Here is a 24,830-nt window from a genome sequence, read left to right as displayed (position 1 = left end):
ATTGATGGGAATTGCCGGAACATGCGCCAGTATGATTATTGGTGAAGATTTAAAAGATGCAATCGCCAGTGCGGATTTGCCGTGTACTGTGATACCTGTTGAATCTCATGGCGGATCCGGTGAAGGTGACAATACTGTAGGGGCAATAATGGTATTGGATGCAGCTGTCGAATGTGACGTAATTCCAAGAGAAGAAGCTGACAGACAAATCGAAATGCTTGAAAAGGCAACAGAAGTTGAAAAAACTCGTGGAATGGCTAAAGGAAAATACATTAAGCCTAACTTTGGAGATTCAAAGGAATCAGTTGCAAAAACTGTGGTTAAAGCTTTAAAGGATGGTAAAAAAGTAGCATTTGTACTCAATGTTAAAAAAGAAACATCATACCTGTTTGCAGATATTATAAATTTCGACTATATTCAGATTAATCCTGATAATAAGCCTATTTTTGTGGCTAATTTGGATGAAAATATTGGTTTGCCTAGAATCAGACAGCATGCTGTAAATATTAAAAATCAATTGGATATCGAACCTGATTTTATCACTGGCGGTCTTGATGAATATCCGATTACTGCTGATGCGGCAGCAAAATATCTTAAAGACAAGGATTTGGATTTAATTGTAGTGTTTGGTGTTCCCCATGCATTTCCAATTGAAAATTTTGATGTTGAATCCGTTGCAGTAACAGATGGGCCACGTTTGGTTGAACCTCTTAAGGAATTAGGTTATACTCATGTTGTAGCCGAATTGGATGCACATTCAAAAACATTGGGCACTGATGAAATTGTCTTTTCAGACTTTGGTGGAATGATTCGATCAGCTATTGGGTGGTTAAACGAATGATTACGATTATTGATTATAAAAGCGGAAATTTAAAAAGTATTTCCAATGGATTTAAAAAAATAGGCGAAGATTTTCAGATAACCGATGATATTGAGCTAATTTCCAATGCTAACCATTTGGTTTTGCCGGGTGTTGGGGCTTTTGGCTCAGCAATGAAAAATTTAGAGCCTTTTAGAGAAGTGATTGAAGAGCATGTAAACGATGATAAACCCTTTTTGGGAATCTGTTTAGGCCAGCAGGTACTTATGGGTGAAAGCGAAGAAAGCCCTAATGTTGATGGACTTAATTTATTTAAAGGACATTGTGAATATTTGCCTGAAGGCGTTAAGATTCCTCATATGGGGTGGAACAGATTAGATGTAGTTAATGACTCTCCTATTTTGGAAGGAGTAGATAAAGAGTATTTTTATTTTGTCCATTCATATCATGTAATTCCTGACGACGATGCTATTATTGCAGGTACCTGTGATTATGGAATAGATGTTGTAGCATCATTAAGTCAAAATAACCTGTTTTCAACACAATTCCACCCAGAAAAAAGTGGAAAAGCTGGACTTAAAATATTAAAAAACTTTGTTAATATTAAGGAGTAATTATTATGGATATTGAAGGTTTTGTCCGTGCAAGAATTGATGATTATTCATATGATGATTTGTCAGTTCTTTTAGCCGAAAGAATAAGAGAATATAAGGAAATTTCTGAGGAAAATTCAATCAAAATGGCTGAAGCCGTTATCGATGAAGTTTCAACCACTTTAAAATTAAAAGAAAGTGATGATGAATTTTTAAAAGAAATCGCTGAAATCACCAAATCCGGTGTTGGGATGGGTGAAATGGGTGTTGGTTCCCGTGGAGCAGGAGACTTTTTTGTTCACAGAAGAATTGCAGATATTGTAGCATCAACTAACACAGCATCACTTGTAAATCCAACAGAACAGGATGATGGTGGTGTTGTACGTTCAAAAGCTAAAAATGATGATGTTTTTATTACAACTGCTGTTGATGGAATACACTCCAGATTAAGTGAATATCCATTTTTAGGTGGATTCCACGTTACAAGAGCAACTTTAAGAGATGTCTGTGTAATGGGAGCTGATCCGGTAGCTATTTTAAGTGATGTTCACTTGGCGGATGACGGTGACGTTGGTAAAATATTTGACTTTACTGCAGGTGTTGCAGCAGTTTCAGAGCTTGTAAATGTTCCTATTGTAGCAGGCAGTACTTTAAGGGTTGGCGGAGACATGGTTTTAGGTGACAGATTCGTTTCTGCCGTAGGTAGTGTCGGTGTATCTGATTATCCTCCAACCGCACGTAAAGGTGCAACAAAAGGCGATGTAATTCTTTTGACTGAGGGTTCCGGTGGAGGAACAATTACAACAACAGCTCTTTATAATGGATTTTTTGATGTTGTATGGGATACAATGAACGTTAATTTTGTTCAAGCATCACAGTCATTATTTGAAGCTGATTTGGTTAAAGATATTCATGCAATGACTGACGTAACTAACGGAGGACTTAGGGGAGATGCCCATGAAATATCCAATACGACCGGTGTCGGTTTGGAGTTTTATGAAAAGGATATCCGTGCTATGGTTGCTCCAAATGTTTTAAACATGCTTGAAACATTGAATATTGATCCATTGGGAGTTTCTACAGATTCATTAATGCTTGTTGTTCCTGAAGAAATTGCTGAAGATGTTAAAAAAACTGTTTCCAGCGCTGGTGTTGACATCTCAGAAATCGGTCAGGTCACTGATAGCGGTGAACCGATCTTGATTAAGGAAGATTCATCAACCGAAAAACTTGTTCCTCTATTCAGGGAAGCTGCATACACAAAGATTAAAAAGTTAGTCGGTGATACAACACCTGAGGACTTTGAAATAATGCAGGAAAAAGTCCAGAAAGCATGTGAAGATGCAATTGCCAAAAAGGATAAGGTTATAAAGTATATAAATGAAAATTGATTTTTTCGCACTTCCATATTTTTTAAATATTATGGAAGTTAACTTCTTTTTATGAATGATGAAAAAGGAAGTTTATATCTGGGTGATGCAATAATCGCCCTAAGTATTCTATTTATTGTAATGATAATGTTAAATACCTTAATTTCACTTCCAAATCCAAATTACTCTGATATTTCACACAAGTCTAAGGATGCTCAGGATGTCATGGAAATTTTAAGCGGAAAGGTTAATTTTCATGATAAAACTTTTTTAAGTAAAATTACAGCTATTTTAAAAGAAAATAAAAATTCTAAAAAGTCCGTTAGTGAAGTATCTCAGCTTTGTGATGAAAAATTTGGTGAATTTAAACTGAAAAATTATAGGTTTGTGGAAACGAATCATTTGGATTCAAAGATTTTATCGGGTTCTGGAGATTTTACAAAAGCAGATGATGTATCTGTAGCAACACGAAATTTTGATGGTTATTCTTATACTCTATATGTGTGGTAACGGCTTATTGTATGTAATAGACCGATATTATACGTGTTTGGTGGTGAATATATCAGCCCTTACATACCCAATCATGCACCAAACTAGCAGAGAATTGGGTTTGTGGTGGTGATTCCCCACCAGTTATAATGCACATTTTAATATTTTTTCCTAACTATTATATAATGTTTACTCAGATTTAAATAAATATTAAATACTATGAAAAACTTATATTAGTGTGATAGCTTATTTTGTCTCGCCCCGGTGGTGTAGTTTGGATAACACATGGGACTGCGGATCCCATTCCCCGGGTTCAAATCCCGGCCGGGGCATTTTTGTTTTTGTGATACTATGTTAAATGCTAATACTTATGTTACGAGTCAAAAGGGAATTGGTGGATCTATTAGAAACCAATATGAAGATTTTTATGTTGAAGAAATTCCAGAAGTGATTCCGAATGGTGAAGGTCCTAATGTTTGGATTTGGATTGAGAAACTTGGAAGGACTACTCTTGATGTTGTTTTAGATATTGCTCGTGATTTGCATATTGACAGGAAAAGAATGGGCTTTGCTGGAATGAAGGATAAAAAAGCTTTAACCCGTCAATGGATTTGTATAGCTAATATGGACTCAGAAGAACAATTTAAGCAAGTTGAAAACTTGGATATTTACAAAACTGATTTTTTAGAAATTACTCGTGGACGTAAAAAACTCAGGATGGGTCAGTTAAAGGGAAATAAGTTCAGAATTCTAATTCGCGATTTGGATGATGTTGAAAAAAGCGCAGATGTTGCAAATGAAGTCCTGAAGGAGTTGGAAGTTACTGGAGTTCCTAATTATTATGGCTGGCAGCGTTTTGGAAAACCTAGAACCAATACTCACCTTGTCGGTGAAGCTTTAATTCAAAATGATTTGGCTGAAGCCGTTAGGAGATATGTTGGAAATCCGTCTGAAGATGAAAGTTTGGAAAATCAAAAGGCAAGACAGGCTTATGATGATGGGGATTTGGAAAAGTCATTAGAATTAATGGGTAAAGGAATGCGTTATGAAAAAATGATGGTTCGTCAATTAATCAAAGACTCTAAAAAAGGTGAATTAACTGATAAATCATATATGAATGCTATTCATGCTCTTCCAAAGCCATTACAAAGAATGTTTGTCCATGCTTATCAATCTTATTTATTCAATGATGTTGTAAGTCGACGTGTTGAAATGGGAATTAACAAATATATCGAAGGAGACATTATTATTGATAATGAGGAACACATTATCCGTGATAAAACTCCTGAGCAATATCAGGAATTAATCAATAATTTTGAAGTTAATCCTACAGTTCCGTTATATGGTACCAAAGTTCCTTTTGCAGGCGGTGAAGTTGGAGAGATGGAAAAAGAGGTTCTTGAAAACTATGGTTTGGATAAAAGCGATTTTGAAGTTCCTAAAATGCCACGTTTAGGAAGTCATGGTCTTAGGAGGTCTGTGCGTTTCCAAGTTTGGGATGCATCTGCTAAAGCATGTGATGATGGTGTTTTGGCTGAATTTTCAATTAACAAAGGCTCTTATGCAACAGCAGTGTTACGCGAAGTAATGAAGAAAGATGTTGTTTAACTTATTTTAAATACTACTTTTTACATAATATTTCATAATGATAGAATGTAGAAATATTGCAAAAGGAAAAGGAAAAGGGGAGTTAATTGTAAGCTCTGAGCCAATTAGTTTTTTAGGTGGAGTTAATCCTGATAATGGTGAAATTATCGACCCAAATCATGAATTGAAAGGTCAGATAATCAAAGATAAGGTTTTATTCATTCCTGGTGGAAAAGGTTCTACTGTGGGTTCTTATGTGATTTTTCAGATGATGAAAAATAATACTGCTCCAAAAGCCATTATTTGTCTTAATGCAGAACCTATTATAGCTACCGGTGCAATCATGTCGGATATACCTATGGTTGATTCTCCTTCAGAAACTAAAGACTTGGTTAATGGTGCTTTGGTTGAAGTTGATGGCGATAATGGTAAAATTACAATTTTATAAGTGATTTAAATGCAGACCCTAATTGAAAATGTAAATATTGTTAATCCTGCAGATGAGATAGCGGAGCATCAAAATATTTTGATTGAAGGAAAATATATTAAAGAGATTTCTTCAGGTAAAATTAATGCTAAAGAAAATGCTAAAATCATTGATGGAAACAATAATTATGTTTTGCCGGGGTTTATTGATTGTCATACTCATATTTTAGCTAAAGGTTTTCATAAAGAAGAAAATATGTATAATCCTCTAGCTATTCATTTTTATAATGCTGTTCCTCATGGAAAGCAGACAATTAATGCCGGTGTTACAACAATTAGGGATTGCGGATCTGCAGATGCGGGTGTTAAATTAGCACAACAAAGAGAACTATTTACTGCTCCTAAAATGGTGGTTTCCATAACTCCTTTGATAATGACTGGTGGACATTTTGATTTAATGATGCTGTCAGGTTTTGATATGGAAATAATGTATCCTGGCTTTCCAAAGGGAAGGTGTGATGGTCCATCTGAAGTTTTAAAGAAAACCCGTGAAGTTAAAAGAGCTGGTGCTGATTTTATTAAGGTAATGTGCAGTGGTGGTGTTTTAACTACAAACAACTCTATAGAGTTTTCTCAATTTAACTTGGAAGAACTTAAAACTATTGTAGGCGAAGCGAATAGTACAAATACAAAAGTTTCGGCCCATTGCCATAGTTTGGAGGGTATAAATAAATGTATTGATGCAGGATTTTCTTCAATTGAACACGGAACATTTATCGATGATAAAACCTCTAAAAAAATGGTTGAAAACAATGTCACATTAGTTCCAACCATGTTGGTTAATCAGTATATATATGAAAACGGTTTTCCTCCATGGGATAATTATGCTGATGAAAAGTTGGCAAAAATGAAAGAAGTAGTTAAAGTTTGCAAGGAAAATATTAAAACTGCTTATGAAAATGGTGTTAATATTGTAATGGGAACTGATAGTGGAGTAATGCCTCATGGTAATAATTTAAAAGAATTGCTGAATTTAGTCGATATAGGAATGACTCCTATGGAAGCTATCGAATCTGCTACCAGTAAATCTGCTGAATTCCTGGGAAAAGATGATATTGGTTCTATTGAAACTGGAAAATGTGCTGACTTAATTTTTGTTGAAAATAATCCTTTAAATGACATAAAACTATTAACAAATACTGATAATATTCTAAGGGTTGTTCAAGATGGTAAAGAAGTTAAAAATAGATGTGGAGTTATGTAGTGGATGCAAACTCTGTAAATCTGTATGTATTAGAGGTAATATTGAAATTGATGATACTGCTTTTGAATTAGAAAGTAACTGTTTTGATTGTGGACATTGTATGGCGGTTTGTCCTGAAGGGGCGATTACGCTTATTAAATATGAAAATCAAATGGATATGGTTGAAGAATATAATGCACGCCAAATTCCTGTCGATTATGATGATTTGCTTCAATTTTTAAAGCAAAGAAGATCTATTCGCTGGTTTAAAAATAAAAAAGTCGATAAGGATACATTTGATAAATTATTTAAGGGTGCTTATTATTCTCCTTCTGCTCAAAACCAGCAGGATGTTGAATTCGTTGTTTTGGACGATAAATTGGATGAATTCATGGACTTGGTTTATGACATAATTAAAGTAGAGGAAGATGAATTTTTCAGAATTAAGGAATTTGGGGATTATTTAAAAGACAAATCCTCCAAAGAATTTCATCCTTTACTCTGGCAAGGCCATCAGCTTATTTTAACTTTTGCAAGCGATAAAACAAGTGCAGTCATTGCAAATACTCGTCTGGAATTGCTCGCATATTCTTTGGGATTGGGTGGCTTTTATTCTCTTTTCATTTTAAAGGCAGATGAAATAGACCATGATAAATTAATGGAATTTTTCCCGAATATTGATAAGAATAAGCATATGTACTCTTCTTTCATAATCGGATATCCTAAAAAACGTTTTAGAAGAACTGTTCCTCATGATGAAATCGATGTAACTTTCATGTAAATTTTCTATTACCTAATCTTTATTAAATAATTTTTTTATATATTTAAATATAATTGAGTGGGAGATAGTATGGCAAAACTTAAAGAAATGGATATTCCTATTGAGGGAATGCATTGTGCTTCCTGTGTTTTAAGCGTTAACAAAACATTTGAACGTGAAGAGGGTGTGGAAGCAGTTGATGCTGATTTGGCTTCAAATAAGGTTCACATTACAGTCAATCCTAAAAAAATGTCATATGATGAAATGGATTCCATAGTCAGAAATTTGGGATTTCAATTGCATTGTGACGAAGTTACCTTAAGGATTGAGGGAATGCATTGTGCTTCATGTACAATGAATGTTGAAAATTTTTTAATCCGTTTGGACGGTATTTTTGATGTTAAAGCTGATTTAACTTCTGGAACTGCTTTTGTTCGATATGATAAGAGTAAGGTTACTATCGACGATATGGAAGTTGTAATTAATAATCTTGGCTTTGAACTGTTGGGAATCGATGGACAAACAGAAATTGATGAAGAAGAGCTTTACCAACAAGATTTAATTAGTAAAAGAAATCGTATTATTGTCGGTTTATTTTTCTCAGCCATACTAATGATTCTAATGTACAGCGGATGGGATCCGTTGATGGGTTTAACTCACCAGATACATGAAAGTACGGGAATTGACATTTCGTCTATGGGTCTGCTTTCATTACTTGTAAGTATTTTACCGTTTTTATATGTTTCACTTCCTATTTTAAAAGCGGGAATCAATGGTTTAATGCATAAAAACCTGAATATGGATGTAATGTATTCTATGGGTATTATTGTGGCTTATGGATCAAGTATTTTGGGAACATTCGGAATAGTCTTGGACCATACTTTCATGTTTTATGAGTCTGCTGTTATGCTACCTTCATTTTTAATGATTGGAAGATATCTTGAAGCCAAGGCTAAAAAGAAAACTTCAGATTCAATTCGTGAATTAATCGGTCTTCAGCCAACTGTTGCAACACTGGTTGAAGTTGATGAAAATAATGAAGTAATGTCACAAAAAGAGGTTCAGATTGCCGAAATTAATCTGGGAGATAATCTTTTGGTAAAACCTGGAGATAAAATACCTGTCGACGGTAAGGTTATCGGTGGAGAATCCTATGTTGATGAATCCATGATTAATGGTGAACCTATTCCTAAAGTTAAAAAGGATGGTGAAGAAGTTTTTGCAGGTACCATTAACCAGGATGGAGTTTTAATCATCAGCGCTTTAAAAATAGGTTCAGAGACAGTTCTTTCCAATATTATCCGTTTGGTTGAAAAGGCACAGTCATCAAGACCTCCGGTTCAGAAATTTGCCAATACTATTGTTTCTTACTTTATTCCAGTTATTTTAACTATAGCTATTGTAGTATTCTGCATCTGGTATTTTGTTTTGGGAGCAACATTATTGTTCTCACTTACCTGCTTAATATCTATTTTGGTTGTTGCCTGTCCTTGTGCTCTGGGTTTGGCTACTCCAACTGCTGTTACTGTAGGTGTTGGAAGGGCTGCAGAGTTCGGTATTTTAATTAAAAATGGTGATACTTTGGAAAATGCTGGCCAAATTGATGTCGCAGCATTTGATAAAACGGGCACTATTACTGAAGGAAAGCCTGAAGTTGATGATATAATAACATATGGCATTTCTGAAGAAGAATTGGTAGCTATTGCAGCTTCTGTTGAACAGAATTCAAATCATCCTATCGCTAAGGCAATTGTTAGAAAAGCTGAAGGCTTGGAACTGCTGAATACAGTTGATTTTGAAAATGTTACAGGTAAGGGTATTAAAGCAGTAATTGATGAAAAAACTGTTTTGGCAGGAAATAAATCATTAATGAAAAGTAGCGGCATTGATCTATCTGATGATGTGTTGAAAAGTTATGATGAATTGGAAAATCAAAGCAAAACCATTATACTTTTAGCTGTTGATATGGATGTCCGTGGAATCATAAGTCTTTCCGATAAGGTCAAGCCAAATTCTAAAAGAACCATTGAAGAATTACATAGGATGGACATTGAAACATACATGTTAACAGGCGACAATGAAAGTACAGCACTATCTGTTGCTAATGAAGTTGGAATAGATAATGTTGAATCCGAAATACTTCCTGAAAATAAGCTGGATATAGTTCAAGGCATTCAAAAAGATTCCAAAAAAGTGTTGTTTACTGGTGATGGAATCAATGATGCTCCAGCATTAACACAGGCAGATATTGGAGTTGCAATGGGCAATGGGACTGATATTGCAATGGAAAGCGGTGATGTTGTAGTAATGGAAGGTGATTTGGAAAATGTTGTGGCAGCAGTACAGTTTTCTAAAAAAGTAATGAGAAGAATCAAGGAAAATATCTTCTGGGCATTCGCATACAACACAATACTGATTCCTGTAGCTGCCGGTGTATTGTATCCTAACTTTGGAATCATGTTTAAACCTGAATTGGCAGGTTTGGCTATGGCATTGAGTTCAGTAACTGTTATTTCACTATCATTATTACTTAAACGCTATGTACCTCCAATTAAAAAAGTTAAGAGTTAATCAGATTTTTCCTCATAATATTGGAAACATCTGCTTTCTTTTTTACTGTAACAATTATTACATCCTTTACATATGGAAGTACCATCTCCATTTTCTTTCCAATCTGCTAAGAAATCAGGCTGTGCAACAAAAGGCTTTGAAAGGGACATAAACTCAACGTTTGAGGAATTCAATATTTCATTCATTGTTTTCATATCTCTTAAGTTTCCTGCCAATATTATTGGGACATCGACTTCCTGGGATAATTCATCTGCATAATCCAGAAACACATGCTTTTCTTCAGCATCATATTTCATGGAAATGGTTCTGCCGGTGATTTGGATACTGTCTGCACCATGTTCTGCCAGCAATTTAGCTATTTTCCTGCTTTCTTCCTGCGTCATTCCACCTTTTCTCACATCTTCAATATTGATTCTGCAGCTGACATGGAAACCTATTGTCTTTTTAATTAATTGAATAATTTCAAGAACAATTCTTAATCTGTTCAGTGTATTTCCACCATATTTGTCATCTCTTTGGTTGAAATATGGATTGACAAATCGGGATAGATAAAAATTATTTCCCATATTAATTTGGATGCCGTCAAAACCGGCAAAGGAGAATTTTTTTGCAACCATAATAACTTCCGCCTGAAGTTTTCTGATACCTTCAATTGTCAAATCATTAGGTTCCGCTTTCTGGTTATCTCCGTCATCATAATAGAAAAATGCTAACTGGCCTAGAATAGGTACATCATAATTGTGACAGATGTCTGTAATCTGTTTGTAATCCTTAATGAATCCTCTGTAATTAACGTTTGCTGAATAGTCATAAAAACGGTCTTTCGGGTCAAATGCGAATATCTCGGATAAAATTAACCCAACTCCGCTTTTTGCCATATCCTCATATCTGTCAAAAACTTCTGATGTTAAAAAACCGCCTTCGGTCTGTCTTTCCCAGACGCCTGTTCTGATAATTCTGCTTTTAATGTTAAATTCACTGAATTTACATTCATCGAAAATATCTTTCATATACAACTCTCCCATTAGATAGTGATGTTAAAAAAATAAAGGGAATAAGTGGATAACTTATTCTAATTCAACTTTCAATTTACCGATTTTTGGAGCAAGGAAATTATAAATCACTGCAACTAATAATGCTCCTATAAATCCACAAACAAAACTGCTTAATATGCTTGTTAATGCATTGAATATAGGAGTACCGCTAATTATCATAATTATCCCGACTATAATATTTAAAATAAGACATATTGCAGCTATAGCTATACTGAAGTTCACGGGATCCAATGATTCAAGCTGGGTAAATTTATCTTCTTGGCTAAGGTTAACTTTTATTCCTCTGTCACTATCTGCTAAAATATTATAAACATATGTTGCAAGTAATGTAAATATTGAGGTTATGATAACAGTACCAAGTATTCCAATTGCAATAACTAGTGGATTGGATATTAAAAGCATTATTTGATATAATTGTGTTGCGATAATGGCTTGTGAAGCATACATTAAAATTGAAATCATTGTGCTTAAAAGTACTGGAATAATTAATGAAAATGCCAAATAAACCACAAGAATCATAATTATTGTAATACAGGCAGCAATAAGTGCAGTCTCTTTTGGTGAGATTTTTTTAATGTAATCTTCTTCAATATCCAACTTAATAAAGCCGAATTTCTTTGCTAAAATATTATAAAGATAACCTATTGAAAAATATGTAAAAATACCGACAATTATTGTTCCGAAAATGATTGTAGGAACAATGAATGTAATTGTTGTAAGACTGTTTGGCACTAATGCTCCCATAGTTACAAATATAAGCAGTGCCACTAAAATTGAAATTAGTGTAGAAACACCTGTTGATATAATTGTAAATGAGGATATATCAATAGATTTTAATGTTTTTACAGTCATTTTATCCCTCTAAAACCAGTCTTTTGAGTCTTCTAACAATTCATCAATAATTATTTCAATTGAACCGGTATAAGTGTGAGGGTCCATTATTTTTTCTACATCTTCTTCAGTCAGGTATTTTTGAACTTCACTGTCTTCTAAGATTAGTTCTCCGAGCAATAGTTTTTCTTTGTTTGCTTTGATGGCATTTTTTCTTACAATTCCGTATGCAGTTTGTTTACCCATTCCTGCTCTTGTAAGTTCGGCCATTAATCTTTCAGCCATGATTAAACCGTTTGTAAGGTTTAAATTTCTTTCAATATTCTCGTCATAGAATACTAAATTGCTCATCAGTTTAATTGTTAAGTTTAAGATGTAATCTGTTAATATACAGCTTTCCGGAAACATTATTCTTTCACAGGATGAGTTTGTCAAATCTCTTTCATGCCATAACGGGTTATTGTCAAGTGCTGCATTAACGTATGATTTTACAATTCTTGCAACACCACAAATTCTTTCAGCAGTAATAGGATTCATTTTGTGTGGCATTGTGCTGCTGCCCACTTGTTTTTCCGGATCGAAGTATTCTCCAACTTCCATTATTTCAGTTCTTTGAAGACTTCTAATTTCTAAAGCTATTTTATCTAAAGTTGAAGCAATATTTGCTAATGTTGATATGAATTCAACGTGATTGTCCCTTTGAACAACCTGGTTTGTAATTTTGGCAGCAGGTAAATCTAATATACGTGCAACGGTTTTATGGATTTTCCATCCGTCAGTTCCTAATGCTGCAGTTGTTCCAACAGCACCGTCCATCATTGCGATACAGACATTTGCTCTTGCATGTTCTAATCTTTCGTATTGTCTGTGGAGTTCATCTGCCCATAAAGCAAATTTCATTCCGTAGGTGGTTGGAAGTGCATGTTGTCCGTGTGTACGTCCGATACATACTTTCATTTTATTTTCGCTTGCTAAATCGAGCATTATTTTGGTTAATCTTTCTACTTTTTCTTCCAATACGTCGATTGAGTCGCGAATGAGTAATGAATTTGAACTGTCTACTATGTCATTGGATGTTGCTCCAAAGTGAACATATTCTCCAGCCCCATTATCACAAACTTCAGTAATTCCTTTTGATAATGCGGCGATGTCGTGATTGGTTTCAGCTTCTATTGCTTTTACTCTTTCCAATTTAACATATTCTGTCGTTGCTTTTTTTGCAATCTCATCAGCCACTTCTTTTGGAATTATTCCTAATTCTCCTTCTGCTTGTGCAAGTGCTGATTCAATGTCTAACATTCTTTGTAATTTGTTTTCTTCTTCCCAAATTGCTTTCATTTCGGGAGTACCATATCTAAATTCGATTGGATGTATAGCCATTATTATCATCTCATTTTAAAATTTATACATTAATATATTTGTCAATTGTATATTTTTATAGTTGTTTGTTATATTCCATTATGGAAAATTTAATAGACAATTTTATATATATGTCTAAATAATATAACATTAAAGTCAACTTTTTTTTAGTTGAATAAGATTATGGGTGATTATTTGGAAACTAAGATACGGGAATTTCGCCAAGAGAAAGGCTTAACACAACAGGAATTGGCTGATGAGGCAGGTGTTACCCGTCAAACGATTAATGCGCTGGAAAATGCTAGATACAATCCTTCTTTACTGTTGGCATTTAAAATTACTAAAATTTTAGATAAAGATAGTATTGAAGAAGTATTTATAATTGATGAAGGTAGTTTAGAATGATTTTAGATATATATAAAGATTCAATAGAATTTGCATCAAAAAAGATTTCGATTCTTCTTATATTGGGTGTTTTATCTTTCTTTAATTTTTTAATCGTTCCATTAATATTTTTTTATGGTTACAATTATAAAATTATAAAGCTTTCCACTCAATCTATGATTAATGTTGATGCTGTGCCTCCTGAATTTTCAGGTTTGAAAGAAATGTTTATAAACGGTTTAAGATATATTGCGGTTAATCTTGTTTATATGATAATACCGGTTATTATACTTGTTTTTGCAATATCTTCAAAATCACTATTATTATTAGTGGTAGGATTAATTTTGGCTTTAATAGGGGTTGCTTTTTCATTTTTGGCCATACCTCATATGGCTGCAAACAATGATTCTTTTAAATCAGCATTTGCACTAGGCGAACTCAAAGAGATAATGTCTTTCATTGGATATGGAAGATATATTTTATCATATCTTGGTATTATATTTATTTCATTGGCTACGCTCATCATTGTCACTTTTATTATTGGAATAATATTTAATATATTTGGTGTTGCCGCATTGAGTGTATCTACAGCAGGTTTTGGAGAAGTTACTCGGTTTACTGCATTGGTTACTAATGCTATTTTATTATTTTTGGTTTCTCCTTTCTTATCAATATTCCAAAATAGAAGTCAGGGTTTAATTTATAATTTAAGGGGTTAATTGTTTAATTAACTTCATCTTATTTTTTTTGTCTCTTTCAAAAACTATGTTGATTTGAAATTTTTTCATGAAAATCAGTTGCGAATTTTTAATTCAATCTAAAAATAGTTAAATTTAATAAATAGATCGATTAAAAGTTTTTAGCATATCAAATCAAAAAAAATTACTCCAAATAGTATTTTAGATGTTAAACAATATTTATTATGTGATTTTGATGATGGATTTGTCCTTTCAGATCCTCGTTTTGTGAAGATTTTCAAATCATGTAAAAAGGTAAATGATTTTTTCCCCCGAATATAATGATTCAGAAAAATATTTTCATGTAACACCACCAAAAGCCAATAAAAAAAGATACAGAACACAACAAAGAGTATTTAATCAATTCTACAACAGAAAAAATGGCTGGATGAAAAAAATAAAATTCCAACTAACAAATTGACATAGCCAAAATATGTATGCAACACCGCACTTTATATATGTGGGTATAATCTATATTACATTAGGAGTTTTTATTATTAGGGGTATCTAAAAATGAATTTTAAAAAAATTTTAATTATTTTATTTATATTATTTATGGTATCTTTAACTGCTGTGAGTGCAGCTGATATTAATGATATGGACATGAATGAATCATCAGGTGGTGATGATTCATTGAAATCAATTTTTGATAATGTACAACTTGAAGAGACATACACCAGCACATCACCAGGTACTTTCGATGATCTTCAAGTTGAGATAAATAATGCGCCTGTAGGGTCTGTATTATATCTTAGTCGCGATTATAATGGAGCTTATGGTTAAAGAATTCATTTAGAGAGTGATTTAACAATTGATGGCCAGGGACACACTCTTGACTGTTTAAATACTGAATGCAGTGCATTCTACTCAAGCAGTGGAAATATAGTATTGAAAAACTTAATAATTAAAAACGGACACAATGATGACAACTACAATGGAGGAGCTATTCACATTGAAGGTTCAGCACAATACACAATAGAAAACTGTATTTTTGAAAATAACTGGGCAGACGATTATGGTGGAGCAATATACAATGGTGCAGATAAACCCCTTACCATCATAAACTCACAATTCAATAACAATGAGGCAGATGATATTGACGGTGGTGCAATATACTCCAAAGAGGATTTATATATTCAAGGTTCCACATTCACATCCAATAAGGCAGACGAATGTGGTGGAGCAATTTTCTGTAAAGAATGCGTTGAGGTTAAAAACTCCACATTTAATTATAACTATGCTGCAGATTACGGCGGAGCAGTTTATGCCGAAATCATAAATATCAATAATAATATGGAAACAGCACCATTTGACACATTCTTCACAGGCAATGATGGAGGAAAGAATAAAGGTGGAGCACTGTATGCAACTGAATATATTAATGCAGTAAACACAGTATTTGATAATAATACTGCATTTTTCGACGGAGGTGCTGCGTATGCAGAAACCAACATAAACGTAAGGCACTGCCTATTTGAATTCAACAAAGCAACCTCTCCTTTAATATCATCTTATGGTGGAGCAATGCGTGCTGAAGATACTGCAATAATCGATAACTCTACATTTATAAGCAATTTTGCTTATAATAAAGGTGGAGCGGTATATGCAAAGGATATAACAATAAAAGGTAATTCATCAATATTTGAAGGCAACACTGCAGGAGATGATGGTGGAGCAATATATACAGATAAATTCAATGGAGATGTTTCCAGGGTATCATTTATAAAAAACGTCGCCAAAAAAGGAGACGGCGGGGCAATATATATAAATGATGAAAAATGGATAACATTCTCACAGTGTATCTTTTCAAACAACATATGTGAGGGCAGAATTTTTTCAAAAGACACACCTGAGGGCAGAGGTGGTGCAATTTACCTTGACTCACAAAGTTCTCACCTGACATTGAAATATAATATTTTTATTTTTAATAGGGCATACGGTGAAGGAAAAACCGTATTCAACTCAGGTTATTATGATGAAATATCTGAAAATTACTGGTCAACCAATCCTAGTGAAGACAATGGTCAATTAACCGAATGGAAATACTGGCCATTTTCAAATGTCAATCATACAGATTCCAACCCTTTAAAGATAGAAATAGAATTTAGTGAAAATCCATGTGTAGTTAATACCTCTGTAGATGTGGCGGCTGTTTTCTACTGCAGTGACGGAAGCCAATGCTCCGGTGCAATGTATACTGATTACATTGTATTCTACCGTGTTCGAGACGCTGAAGTTGAAAACAGAACTGACTATGGAAACAGTGTACATATAACTGTAACACCTACAGAAGTAGACTCATACCTAATATCGGTATACTTATTCGACGAAAAGGTAACAAAAAGATTGGAAGTAATAGCTCTGGATAAATATATGGAGCATATAATGAAAAATACCGGTAATGGCAAAAATAATCAAACGAATTATGTTGCATCTCGAAAAAATCAAAAGAGTAATTTAGCATCTTCAAGTAATGGTCTATCATATTATAGGGATGTTGTTGAATTTTTACCTGCAAATGTTGTCAATCAATTGAATACGGCAGACGATTCTGTTGATGATAATCAATCAAATAATAATGCTCCAGTAAAATCCATTAATCAGGCAAAAACACCTTTAAATAATAATAATTTGTATTGGATAGTGTTATTGATATTGCTGGTTATTTTGGGCATATTCTTAATTAGAAAAATGAGATAATAACTTATTTTTCTATTTTTCTATTTTTTTTAATATAGGCTGCGCGCCAAAATAAAAAATTACAAACTAATTTTCATCAAAAAATTTCAAATCAACAAGTTTTTGAAAGAGTCTATTTTTTATATTAATATAATCATAACTTTATTCATGTCTTCATTAAATGATTGTCTTAAAAAAATTTCTATTTTGGAAGTTTTAATTATACTTCTGATATTAATAGGTTTATCAATCCTGTTGAGATTTTATGGCTATTCTATTGGTGGAGATTTGATTTATCTTGGACTTATAGTTTATTTTATCTATAGATTAAGGTTTTTTGGAGAGGGATTTAAACAGGATTTCAACAATATTTTTTCCAACATATCTCCAAAATCGCTTCTTACTATAGTTTTGGTTAATGTTTTCTTTTCTTATGGGATGTTGTATATTTCGATATTTGCACGGGAGTATATTCCTGGGTTAAACTCATTTTTGGGAATGTCTATACTTCATGCACTGCCAATAAATTCACTTGTTGGTATTGGGGCCTCCCTTTCAATAATATTTATTTCACCGGTTTGTGAAGAGCTATTGTTCCGTGGAGTATTTTTAAACAGGCTCAAACTCTTTGTTCCAACATCCTATGCAATAGCTATCACGTCAATTTTATTTGGATCGCTTCACGGCTATGGCAATATTATTTCCGCAATTGTATTTGCTGTTTGCATGTGTATTATCTTTCTTAAAACAAAGAATATATTAACATGCATATTGGCCCATTTTTTAAACAATTTATTGGCGGAGATTTTCGCTCATCTTGATTCAGGAAATTTGATTTTTACAAATGATGTATTTATATTTGTATTTTCCATTTTAGCTATTGTATCGTTTTATTTAATTGTAATATCTATACGTCAGGAGTGGAAGCATATTGATAAAAGGTAGTGATGTTTTATGGATTTAAAAAAAATAGGTATTGTATTAATTTTTATTGGAATTCTTTTATCTGTATATTTTGTTGATAATCATCAATATTTGGTTCCAGCATTAACAGTTACGGTTTTAGGATTTTTTATAACTGTTGTAGGATTTGTGGCTGAGGTTAAAAAAAGAAAAGAAATCAACGATCAGTTGGATAAGGATATTACATCTATCATTCAGCCATTGATAACCAAATATTCAAATTTAAATAAGGAATATAAAGCTTCTTTAAATGAAGAAGAATATGCCAAAAAAAGATTGGAGATTAATAAGAATTTGGAAGCTGAATTAAAAGAGAATCTTCCTTATCTTGAATCTCGTGAAATTAAAAAGATTGTTATAGAATTTAGTCGTGAACAGGATAAAATGAATTAATTTTATCTTTATTTTCTTTTTTTTTGATTTGATTTTCAAAGTATGTGTTAATTTTTATCAATGTTTATAATGTACAAAAATGTACTACAAGGTTTTAAATAGTACATTATACTAATAATCATATACTAAAAAGAAATTGGTGATAAAATGTTTTCCCCAAGTTTAGATGAAGTAAAAGAAATTGCTAAAGATAAGCAATATAAAAGAATACCAATATCTTATGAGTTGTTTTCAGATATTGCAACTCCGATTGAGGTTTTAAGAATTTTAAAAGGTATCAGTAGACATTGTTACATGTTGGAAAGTATTGAAGATACTGAAAATTGGGGAAGGTACAGCTTTTTAGGTTTCAATCCATTACTAGAATTTACCTGCCAGAACGGTGAAGTTCAAATTAAAGGTGATGTGAACTTTACTGAATTTAATGAAGAGACTATAACAATCAAAACAGACAATCCAAGTGAAATAATAAGGGATTTAATTGAAAAGAATAAATCTCCGAAATTGGAAAATTTGCCTCCGTTTACCGGAGGTTTTGTAGGTTATTTTGCTTATGACTATATTAAATATGCTGAACCTTCATTAACTCTTGATGCTGAAAATCAGGATCAATTTAAGGACATTGATATAATGCTTTTTGATAATGTAATTGCATTTGATAATTTCCGTCAAAAAATCATCATAATATCTAATATGAAGACAGATGATTTGGAAAAAAACTATAAAAAAGCATGTAAGCATTTAAAAACTATTGCTTATTTAATTATGAAAGGTAAAAAACCTAATATTCATCATTTAAAATTAAAATCTGATTTCAGGCCAGTATTCAGTCGTGAAAAATATTGTGACATGGTAAATAAAGCGAAAGAATATATTAGGCAAGGTGATATTTTCCAGGTTGTTTTATCCAATCGTATTGAAGCTGAAATTGAAGGAAGCTTATTTGATACGTATAGGGTTTTAAGAACTACAAACCCCTCACCTTACATGTTTTATTTTTCAAGTGATGATATAGAAATTGCAGGAGCTTCTCCTGAGACATTAGTCAAAGTTAAAAATGGAAATCTGTATACTTTTCCACTTGCCGGAACAAAGCCTCGCGGAAAAACTGATGAAGAGGATTTGGCATTGGAAAAAGAATTGCTGGCTGATGAAAAAGAGTTGGCTGAACACAACATGCTGGTTGATTTGGGGCGCAATGATATTGGAAGAATTGCCGAAATCGGATCAGTATCTGTGGACAATTATTTGACTGTTGAGCGATTTTCTCATGTAATGCATATCGGTTCAACAGTTTCCGGAAAATTAAGAAATGATTTGGATGCTTTAGCGGCATTGGATTCAATATTGCCTGCCGGAACATTGTCCGGCGCTCCAAAAATCAGGGCCTGTGAAATTATTAATGAACTTGAAGATAATAAACGCGGAATCTATGGTGGTGCTATAGGTTATATTGACTTAAGCGGAAATTTAGATACATGTATCTCCATTAGAATAGCCTTTGCCAGAAATAATAAGGTATTTATCCGTTCAGGAGCAGGAATCGTTGCTGATAGTGTGCCGGATACGGAATTTGATGAATCCATGAATAAAGCAGCCGCTGTAATTAATGCATTAAAAATAGCTGACGGGGGATTGGAATGATTCTTCTAATAGATAACTATGATAGTTTTGCATATAACTTATACCAGCTGATTGGTGAAATTACGCCGGACATTATGGTTTCAAGAAATGATAAAATTACTTTGGATAAAATAAAATCTTTGAATCCTGAAGCTATTGTTTTATCTCCGGGTCCGGGTAAACCTGAAAATGCAGGAATCTGTGTTGACGTTGTAAAGGAATTTGCAGGAAAAATTCCAATTTTGGGAGTTTGTTTAGGTCATCAGTCAATATGTGTTGCTTTTGGGGGAGTTGTTTCTCATGCCAAAAGATTAATGCATGGAAAATCATCAATCATATCTTTAAATGATGATCCTATTTTTAAAAATCTTGATTCAAAGATTACTGTTGGCCGTTATCATTCCTTAAGTTTAATAGAATCAACTATTCCTGATGAATTGGAAATAATATCCACTTCCTGTGATGACGGTGAAATTATGGCGGTCAAACATAGAGAATATAATGTTTATGGATTGCAGTTTCATCCAGAATCAATTTTAACGCCAGACGGTTTAACAATTATTGAAAATTTTTTGAAGGGGATTTAAATGATTAGGGAAGCTATTTTAAAGGTTTCAAGAAAAGAAGACCTGACATATGATGAAGCATATCAGACAATGGATGAAATTATGAGCGGTGAAGCCAGTGAAGTTCAAATGAGTTCATACTTAACTGCAATGTCTATGAAAGGTGAAACAATTGATGAAATTACGGCTTCAGCTAAAGCCATGAGAAACCATTGTGTCAGATTGTTAAATGATGTCGAAGCTTTAGAAATTGTAGGAACTGGTGGAGATGGTTCCAATACATTTAATATCTCAACAACATCTTCAATTGTAATTTCTGCTGCAGGAGTTCCTGTTGCAAAACACGGAAACAGGTCTGCATCAAGTAAATGTGGGGCTGCTGATGTATTGGAAGAACTTGGCGTTAATATTCATATTGATCCAGATAAAAGTTTAAAATGCTTAAAAGAGAATAATATTTGTTTTTTGTTTGCTCAAAACTATCATATTGCAATGAAATATGTTGCCAGTGTAAGAAAAGAACTTGCAATCAGAACTATATTCAATATTTTAGGTCCTCTGACCAATCCTGCCGGTGCAACTATGCAGGTTTTGGGGGTCTATGACAAAGAATTAGTAGAACCTTTGGCAAAAGTATTAAATAATCTTGGTGTAAAATCAGCATTATCCGTTTATGGTACTGACGGAATGGATGAAATATCCGCAAGTGATAAAACCTGTGTCTGTGAAATTAAAGATGGTGTAACCAAATCTTATGAAATATGTCCTGAAGATTTCGGTTTTGAAAAATGCAATAAAGCGGATTTAGTCGGTGGAGATCCAAAGGAAAATGCTCAGATTACATTGGATATTCTTAAAGGTCAAAAAGGTCCAAAAAGAAATGCAGTTGTTTTAAATTCTGCTGCAGGATTGTATGTTGCAGGTGTTGTGGAGTCAATTAATGATGGTGTCAGGCTGGCTGAAGAAATCATTGATTCCGGAAAGGCGTTAAAACAACTTGAAAAATTCATTGAATTTACAAACAGTTGATTTTTATGTTAGATGAAATAGTTGAAAAAACAAAAGAGCGTATTGAACTTGAAAAATCTATTATTTCTTTAGATGATTTAAAAAGAGAAATTTCCTATTTGGAAATAAACGAAGATTTCCCATTTAAAAAAGCACTTCAGGGTGATGATATTTCAATCATTGCAGAAGTCAAAAAGGCATCTCCTTCAAAAGGTTTGATTGCTGAGGATTTTGATTACCTTCAGATTGCAAAGGAATATGAAGAAGCCGGCGTTTCTGCAATATCTGTATTGACTGAACCTTACTTTTTTAAAGGAGACGATGATTATTTAAAAGAAATTGCTCAAAACGTTTCCGTTCCGATTTTAAGAAAAGATTTTGTCATAGATGAATATATGATTTATCAGGCTAAATATTTGGGAGCTTCAGCTGTCTTATTGATAGTGGCTATATTGGATATAGTGCAATTAAAGAAATATTTGGATTTGGCTCACTCTTTAGGTTTATCAGCTATTGTTGAGGTTCATGACAGTACGGAAATCATGAAGGCATTAAGTGTAGGTGCTGAAATTATAGGTGTAAACAACCGTGACTTGACAGATTTCACTGTGGATATTGAAAATAGTATTAATCTACGTAGATGTGTTGGTGAAGATATTGTATTTATATCTGAAAGCGGCATTAAATCAAAAGAAGATGTCACCAGATTAAAAGAAAATAATGTTGATGCAGTTTTAATAGGCGAAACTTTAATGAAAAGTGATGATAAAAAGGCTAAGGTTTTGGAGTTGAAAAATGGTTAAAATCAAAATCTGTGGACTGAAAAGATTGGAAGATATTGAAATTGTAAACAAGTATAAACCTGATTATATTGGTTTTGTATTCGCAGATTCTAAAAGAAAAGTCACACATGATTTAGCTGCTAATATGAAGAAAAAATTGGATTCATCAATTGAATCTGTTGGTGTTTTTGTTGATGCGGACATTGAAGAAATTCTAAAGTTATATGATGATGGGACAATAGACATTGTACAGTTGCACGGCAGCGAAAGTGAAGAATATATTAAGAATTTAAAGCAAAAATCTAACTATCAACTAAAAATTATTAATGCTATTGAAATGTCAGATGAAAAGGATTTGCTGGAATATGATGATTCACTTGCAGATTATCTCTTGCTTGACAGTGGAAAAGGCAGTGGAAAAACTTTTGACTGGCGGCTGATACGTAAAGATTTAAAAAAGGAATTCTTTTTGGCTGGAGGATTAAATGTAGATAATATTGCCTTGGCCATTGAGGAATTCAATCCCTATGCTATTGATTTAAGCAGCAGTTTAGAAACTAACGGTTATAAAGATGAAATAAAAATAAAAGAGGTCATGGAGGCAATAAATGACTAACGGAAGATATGGAGAGTATGGTGGTCAATATATATCAGAAACACTAATGAACGAACTGATTTATCTTGAAGAGCAGTTCAACTATTACATGAACGATCCGGAATTTTTGGATGAATTAAATACATTATTAAAGGAATATGCAGGAAGACCATCATTATTATATTATGCAAAAAGAATGACACAGGATCTTGGTGGAGCAAAGATATACTTAAAAAGGGAAGATTTGAATCACACAGGTGCTCATAAAATCAATAATGTTTTGGGCCAGGTGCTTTTAGCTAAAAAAATGGGTAAAACCCGAGTAATTGCTGAAACTGGTGCAGGTCAACATGGTGTGGCAACTGCAACAGCAGCCGCACTTCTTGATATGGAATGTGAAGTCTTTATGGGTGAAATCGATACTCAAAGGCAGGCTTTAAATGTTTATCGTATGGAACTGCTTGGAGCAAAGGTTCATTCAGTTAAATCAGGAACAAAAACTCTAAAAGATGCAGTTAATGATTCATTCAGAGATTGGATAGCTAATGTAGGTACTACAAATTATGTAATTGGTTCAACAATGGGGCCTCATCCATTTCCTCAAATTGTCAGGGATTTTCAAGCTGTAATCAGTGCCGAAGCCCGTGAACAGATTCTTGAAAAAGAAGGAAAACTGCCGACGGCGGTAATAGCTTGTGTTGGTGGTGGAAGTAATGCTATGGGAGCATTTTATAATTTCATTGATGATGAAGAAGTGCAGTTGATAGGATGTGAAGCCGGAGGAAAAGGTGTTGACACTCCATATAATGCAGCGGCACTTACCAACGGAAAAATCGGAATATTCCACGGTATGAAATCAATTTTCAATCAGGGAGATTATGGACAAATCGCTCCTGTTTATTCAATTTCAGCAGGTTTGGACTATCCTGGTGTTGGACCTGAACATGCATATTTGAGAGATTGTGGAAGAGCCCAGTATGTCCCGATTAATGATGAGGAAGCGGTAGAAGCATTCGAATATCTATCCAGAATGGAAGGAATTATTCCAGCTATTGAAAGCTCACATGCAGTAGCCCATGCAATGAAAATCGCACCTGAAATGGATGAGGATGATATTATAATTGTCTGTTTATCCGGAAGAGGAGATAAGGACGTCAAGTCTATAGCCGAGTATAGAGGAGTTGATTTAAATGAGTAGAATACCTAATGCATTTAAAAATGGAACTGCATTCATAGGCTTTTTAACTGCCGGAGACCCGACTGTTGAAAAAACTGTAGAATATATTTTGGCTATGGAAGAAGCGGGCTGTGATTTAATAGAAATTGGAATACCATTTTCAGATCCGATGGCTGAAGGGGTTGTAATTCAGGACGCCAATGTCCGTGCCCTAAAACATAATACGACAACAGATGATGTTTTTGAAATAGTTAAAAAAGTTCGCCAAAAAACGGACATTCCTTTGGTATTTTTAACTTATATCAATCCGGTATTCTTTTACGGTTATGAAGAGTTTTTCAAAAAATGCAATGAGTATGGTATTGATGGAATAATCTCACCGGACCTTCCTTTTGAAGAAAAAGGTGAAATTTCAGATATTGCTTTAAAAAATGATGTTGATGTAATTTCACTCATCGCTCCAACATCCAAGCAGAGAATTCAAAAAATTGCCCGTGATGCTACAGGTTTTATTTATGTAGTTTCATCACTAGGAGTTACAGGAATGCGTTCAGAGATAAAAACGGATTTAAATGCAATAATTTCAGACATTCGTGATGTTTGTGATTTGCCCGTTGCTGTTGGATTTGGTATTAACACACCTAAACAGGCAGATGAAATATCTAAAATTGCTGATGGTGTAATTGTTGGAAGTGCTATTGTTAAAATTATAGAAGAGCATGGTGAGGATGCTGCTGATGCATTAAAAGAATATGTGTCTCAAATGAAAAACGCATGTGCTGAATAAGAAATATTTATAATACAGAATTAACATATTAT

At 33.5% G+C, this 24,830-nt stretch carries 25 protein-coding genes and 1 tRNA gene; 23 read left to right on the top strand and 3 right to left on the bottom strand.

Translation table 11 applies throughout. From position 1 onward, the window contains the following. The 10 genes from cfbD to ACKI5C_RS03995 all read left to right on the top strand — a co-directional run. The coding region (gene cfbD / locus ACKI5C_RS04040; protein WP_407431925.1) for a Ni-sirohydrochlorin a,c-diamide reductive cyclase catalytic subunit at positions 1-841 on the top strand (841 nt) is incomplete at its 5' end. Continuing rightward, positions 838-1,434: an imidazole glycerol phosphate synthase subunit HisH gene (gene hisH / locus ACKI5C_RS04035; protein ID WP_407431924.1), complete on the top strand. Its 597-nt coding sequence runs from the start codon at positions 838-840 to the stop codon at positions 1,432-1,434. The genes cfbD and hisH, both read left to right, overlap by 4 nt. 5 nt (positions 1,435-1,439) lie before the next feature. Next, positions 1,440-2,804, top strand: a complete 1,365-nt coding sequence (locus ACKI5C_RS04030) for an AIR synthase-related protein (protein ID WP_407431923.1) — start codon at positions 1,440-1,442, stop codon at positions 2,802-2,804. Between the two features lie 51 nt (positions 2,805-2,855). Continuing rightward, positions 2,856-3,293: a hypothetical protein gene (locus ACKI5C_RS04025; RefSeq protein WP_407431922.1), complete on the top strand. Its 438-nt coding sequence runs from the start codon at positions 2,856-2,858 to the stop codon at positions 3,291-3,293. A 237-nt stretch (positions 3,294-3,530) separates the two neighbouring features. Continuing rightward, a tRNA-Arg gene (locus ACKI5C_RS04020) sits at positions 3,531-3,604 on the top strand. Positions 3,605-3,623: 19 nt separating this feature from the next. Continuing rightward, positions 3,624-4,880 carry a tRNA pseudouridine(13) synthase TruD gene (gene truD / locus ACKI5C_RS04015; protein ID WP_407431921.1) on the top strand — a complete coding sequence of 419 codons (1,257 nt, stop codon included), beginning with the start codon at positions 3,624-3,626 and terminating at the stop codon, positions 4,878-4,880. A 37-nt stretch (positions 4,881-4,917) separates the two neighbouring features. Continuing rightward, positions 4,918-5,307, top strand: a complete 390-nt coding sequence (locus tag ACKI5C_RS04010; protein WP_296885225.1) for a DUF126 domain-containing protein — start codon at positions 4,918-4,920, stop codon at positions 5,305-5,307. Positions 5,308-5,316: 9 nt separating this feature from the next. Then, positions 5,317-6,549: an amidohydrolase family protein gene (locus tag ACKI5C_RS04005; protein WP_407431920.1), complete on the top strand. Its 1,233-nt coding sequence runs from the start codon at positions 5,317-5,319 to the stop codon at positions 6,547-6,549. Continuing rightward, entirely contained in the window at positions 6,512-7,309 is a 798-nt protein-coding gene (locus ACKI5C_RS04000; protein ID WP_407431919.1) for a nitroreductase family protein, read from the top strand. The genes ACKI5C_RS04005 and ACKI5C_RS04000 overlap by 38 nt, the downstream gene beginning before the upstream one ends. A gap of 69 nt (positions 7,310-7,378) precedes the next feature. Continuing rightward, the gene (locus ACKI5C_RS03995) at positions 7,379-9,859 is read left to right on the top strand and encodes a heavy metal translocating P-type ATPase (protein ID WP_407431918.1); all 2,481 of its coding nucleotides are present in this window, start codon (positions 7,379-7,381) and stop codon (positions 9,857-9,859) included. Here the strand turns inward: ACKI5C_RS03995 and ACKI5C_RS03990 are convergent. The 3 genes from ACKI5C_RS03990 to purB are packed head-to-tail and all read right to left on the bottom strand — an operon-like array spanning position 9,856 to position 13,125. Further along, positions 9,856-10,869 carry a tRNA-dihydrouridine synthase gene (locus ACKI5C_RS03990; protein ID WP_407431917.1) on the bottom strand — a complete coding sequence of 338 codons (1,014 nt, stop codon included), beginning with the start codon at positions 10,867-10,869 and terminating at the stop codon, positions 9,856-9,858. The genes ACKI5C_RS03995 and ACKI5C_RS03990 overlap by 4 nt on opposite strands. A gap of 57 nt (positions 10,870-10,926) precedes the next feature. Beyond that, on the bottom strand, positions 10,927-11,766 hold the full coding sequence (locus tag ACKI5C_RS03985) for a hypothetical protein (RefSeq protein WP_407431916.1): 840 nt from the start codon (positions 11,764-11,766) through the stop codon (positions 10,927-10,929). A 9-nt stretch (positions 11,767-11,775) separates the two neighbouring features. Next, on the bottom strand, positions 11,776-13,125 hold the full coding sequence (purB, locus tag ACKI5C_RS03980) for an adenylosuccinate lyase (RefSeq protein ID WP_407431915.1): 1,350 nt from the start codon (positions 13,123-13,125) through the stop codon (positions 11,776-11,778). A gap of 174 nt (positions 13,126-13,299) precedes the next feature. Here purB and ACKI5C_RS03975 point away from each other — a divergent pair, with 174 nt between their 5' ends. The 13 genes from ACKI5C_RS03975 to trpA all read left to right on the top strand — a co-directional run bounded on the left by ACKI5C_RS03975 (position 13,300) and on the right by trpA (position 24,798). Beyond that, positions 13,300-13,509, top strand: a complete 210-nt coding sequence (locus ACKI5C_RS03975; protein ID WP_407431914.1) for a helix-turn-helix transcriptional regulator — start codon at positions 13,300-13,302, stop codon at positions 13,507-13,509. Continuing rightward, a complete protein-coding gene (locus tag ACKI5C_RS03970) occupies positions 13,506-14,207 on the top strand; it encodes a DUF4013 domain-containing protein (RefSeq protein WP_407431913.1) in 702 nt (233 codons plus the stop codon). Before ACKI5C_RS03975 ends, ACKI5C_RS03970 begins: the two co-directional genes overlap by 4 nt. Before the next feature lie 531 nt (positions 14,208-14,738). After that, the gene (locus ACKI5C_RS03965) at positions 14,739-15,008 is read left to right on the top strand and encodes a hypothetical protein (protein WP_407431912.1); all 270 of its coding nucleotides are present in this window, start codon (positions 14,739-14,741) and stop codon (positions 15,006-15,008) included. A gap of 105 nt (positions 15,009-15,113) precedes the next feature. Then, positions 15,114-16,925, top strand: a complete 1,812-nt coding sequence (locus ACKI5C_RS03960) for a hypothetical protein (protein ID WP_407431911.1) — start codon at positions 15,114-15,116, stop codon at positions 16,923-16,925. Between the two features lie 147 nt (positions 16,926-17,072). Then, entirely contained in the window at positions 17,073-17,849 is a 777-nt protein-coding gene (locus ACKI5C_RS03955) for a CPBP family intramembrane glutamic endopeptidase (protein WP_407431910.1), read from the top strand. Between the two features lie 9 nt (positions 17,850-17,858). Beyond that, positions 17,859-18,260 (top strand): hypothetical protein, encoded by a 402-nt coding sequence (locus ACKI5C_RS03950; protein ID WP_407431909.1) that lies wholly within the window; start codon positions 17,859-17,861, stop codon positions 18,258-18,260. Between the two features lie 147 nt (positions 18,261-18,407). Further along, entirely contained in the window at positions 18,408-19,904 is a 1,497-nt protein-coding gene (gene trpE / locus ACKI5C_RS03945; protein WP_407431908.1) for an anthranilate synthase component I, read from the top strand. After that, positions 19,901-20,470: an anthranilate synthase component II gene (locus ACKI5C_RS03940; protein ID WP_407431907.1), complete on the top strand. Its 570-nt coding sequence runs from the start codon at positions 19,901-19,903 to the stop codon at positions 20,468-20,470. The genes trpE and ACKI5C_RS03940 overlap by 4 nt, the downstream gene beginning before the upstream one ends. Continuing rightward, positions 20,471-21,478, top strand: coding sequence for an anthranilate phosphoribosyltransferase (gene trpD / locus ACKI5C_RS03935; protein WP_407431906.1), 1,008 nt, complete (start codon positions 20,471-20,473; stop codon positions 21,476-21,478). A 5-nt stretch (positions 21,479-21,483) separates the two neighbouring features. Then, positions 21,484-22,260 carry an indole-3-glycerol phosphate synthase TrpC gene (trpC, locus tag ACKI5C_RS03930; protein WP_407431905.1) on the top strand — a complete coding sequence of 259 codons (777 nt, stop codon included), beginning with the start codon at positions 21,484-21,486 and terminating at the stop codon, positions 22,258-22,260. Then, positions 22,253-22,855, top strand: a complete 603-nt coding sequence (locus tag ACKI5C_RS03925) for a phosphoribosylanthranilate isomerase (RefSeq protein WP_407431904.1) — start codon at positions 22,253-22,255, stop codon at positions 22,853-22,855. The genes trpC and ACKI5C_RS03925 overlap by 8 nt, the downstream gene beginning before the upstream one ends. Then, entirely contained in the window at positions 22,848-24,032 is a 1,185-nt protein-coding gene (trpB, locus tag ACKI5C_RS03920) for a tryptophan synthase subunit beta (RefSeq protein ID WP_407431903.1), read from the top strand. Before ACKI5C_RS03925 ends, trpB begins: the two co-directional genes overlap by 8 nt. Next, complete coding sequence (gene trpA, locus ACKI5C_RS03915; protein ID WP_407431902.1) at positions 24,025-24,798, top strand: tryptophan synthase subunit alpha; 774 nt, start codon at positions 24,025-24,027, stop codon at positions 24,796-24,798. The genes trpB and trpA overlap by 8 nt, the downstream gene beginning before the upstream one ends. The last annotated feature ends 32 nt before the right edge of the window (positions 24,799-24,830 follow it).

It is taken from the genome of Methanobrevibacter sp. (assembly GCF_045646045.1).
Classification (GTDB): domain Archaea; phylum Methanobacteriota; class Methanobacteria; order Methanobacteriales; family Methanobacteriaceae; genus Methanocatella.
Note: the sequence above shows the minus strand (reverse complement) of the source record. Positions and strands in the feature narration are given on the sequence as shown.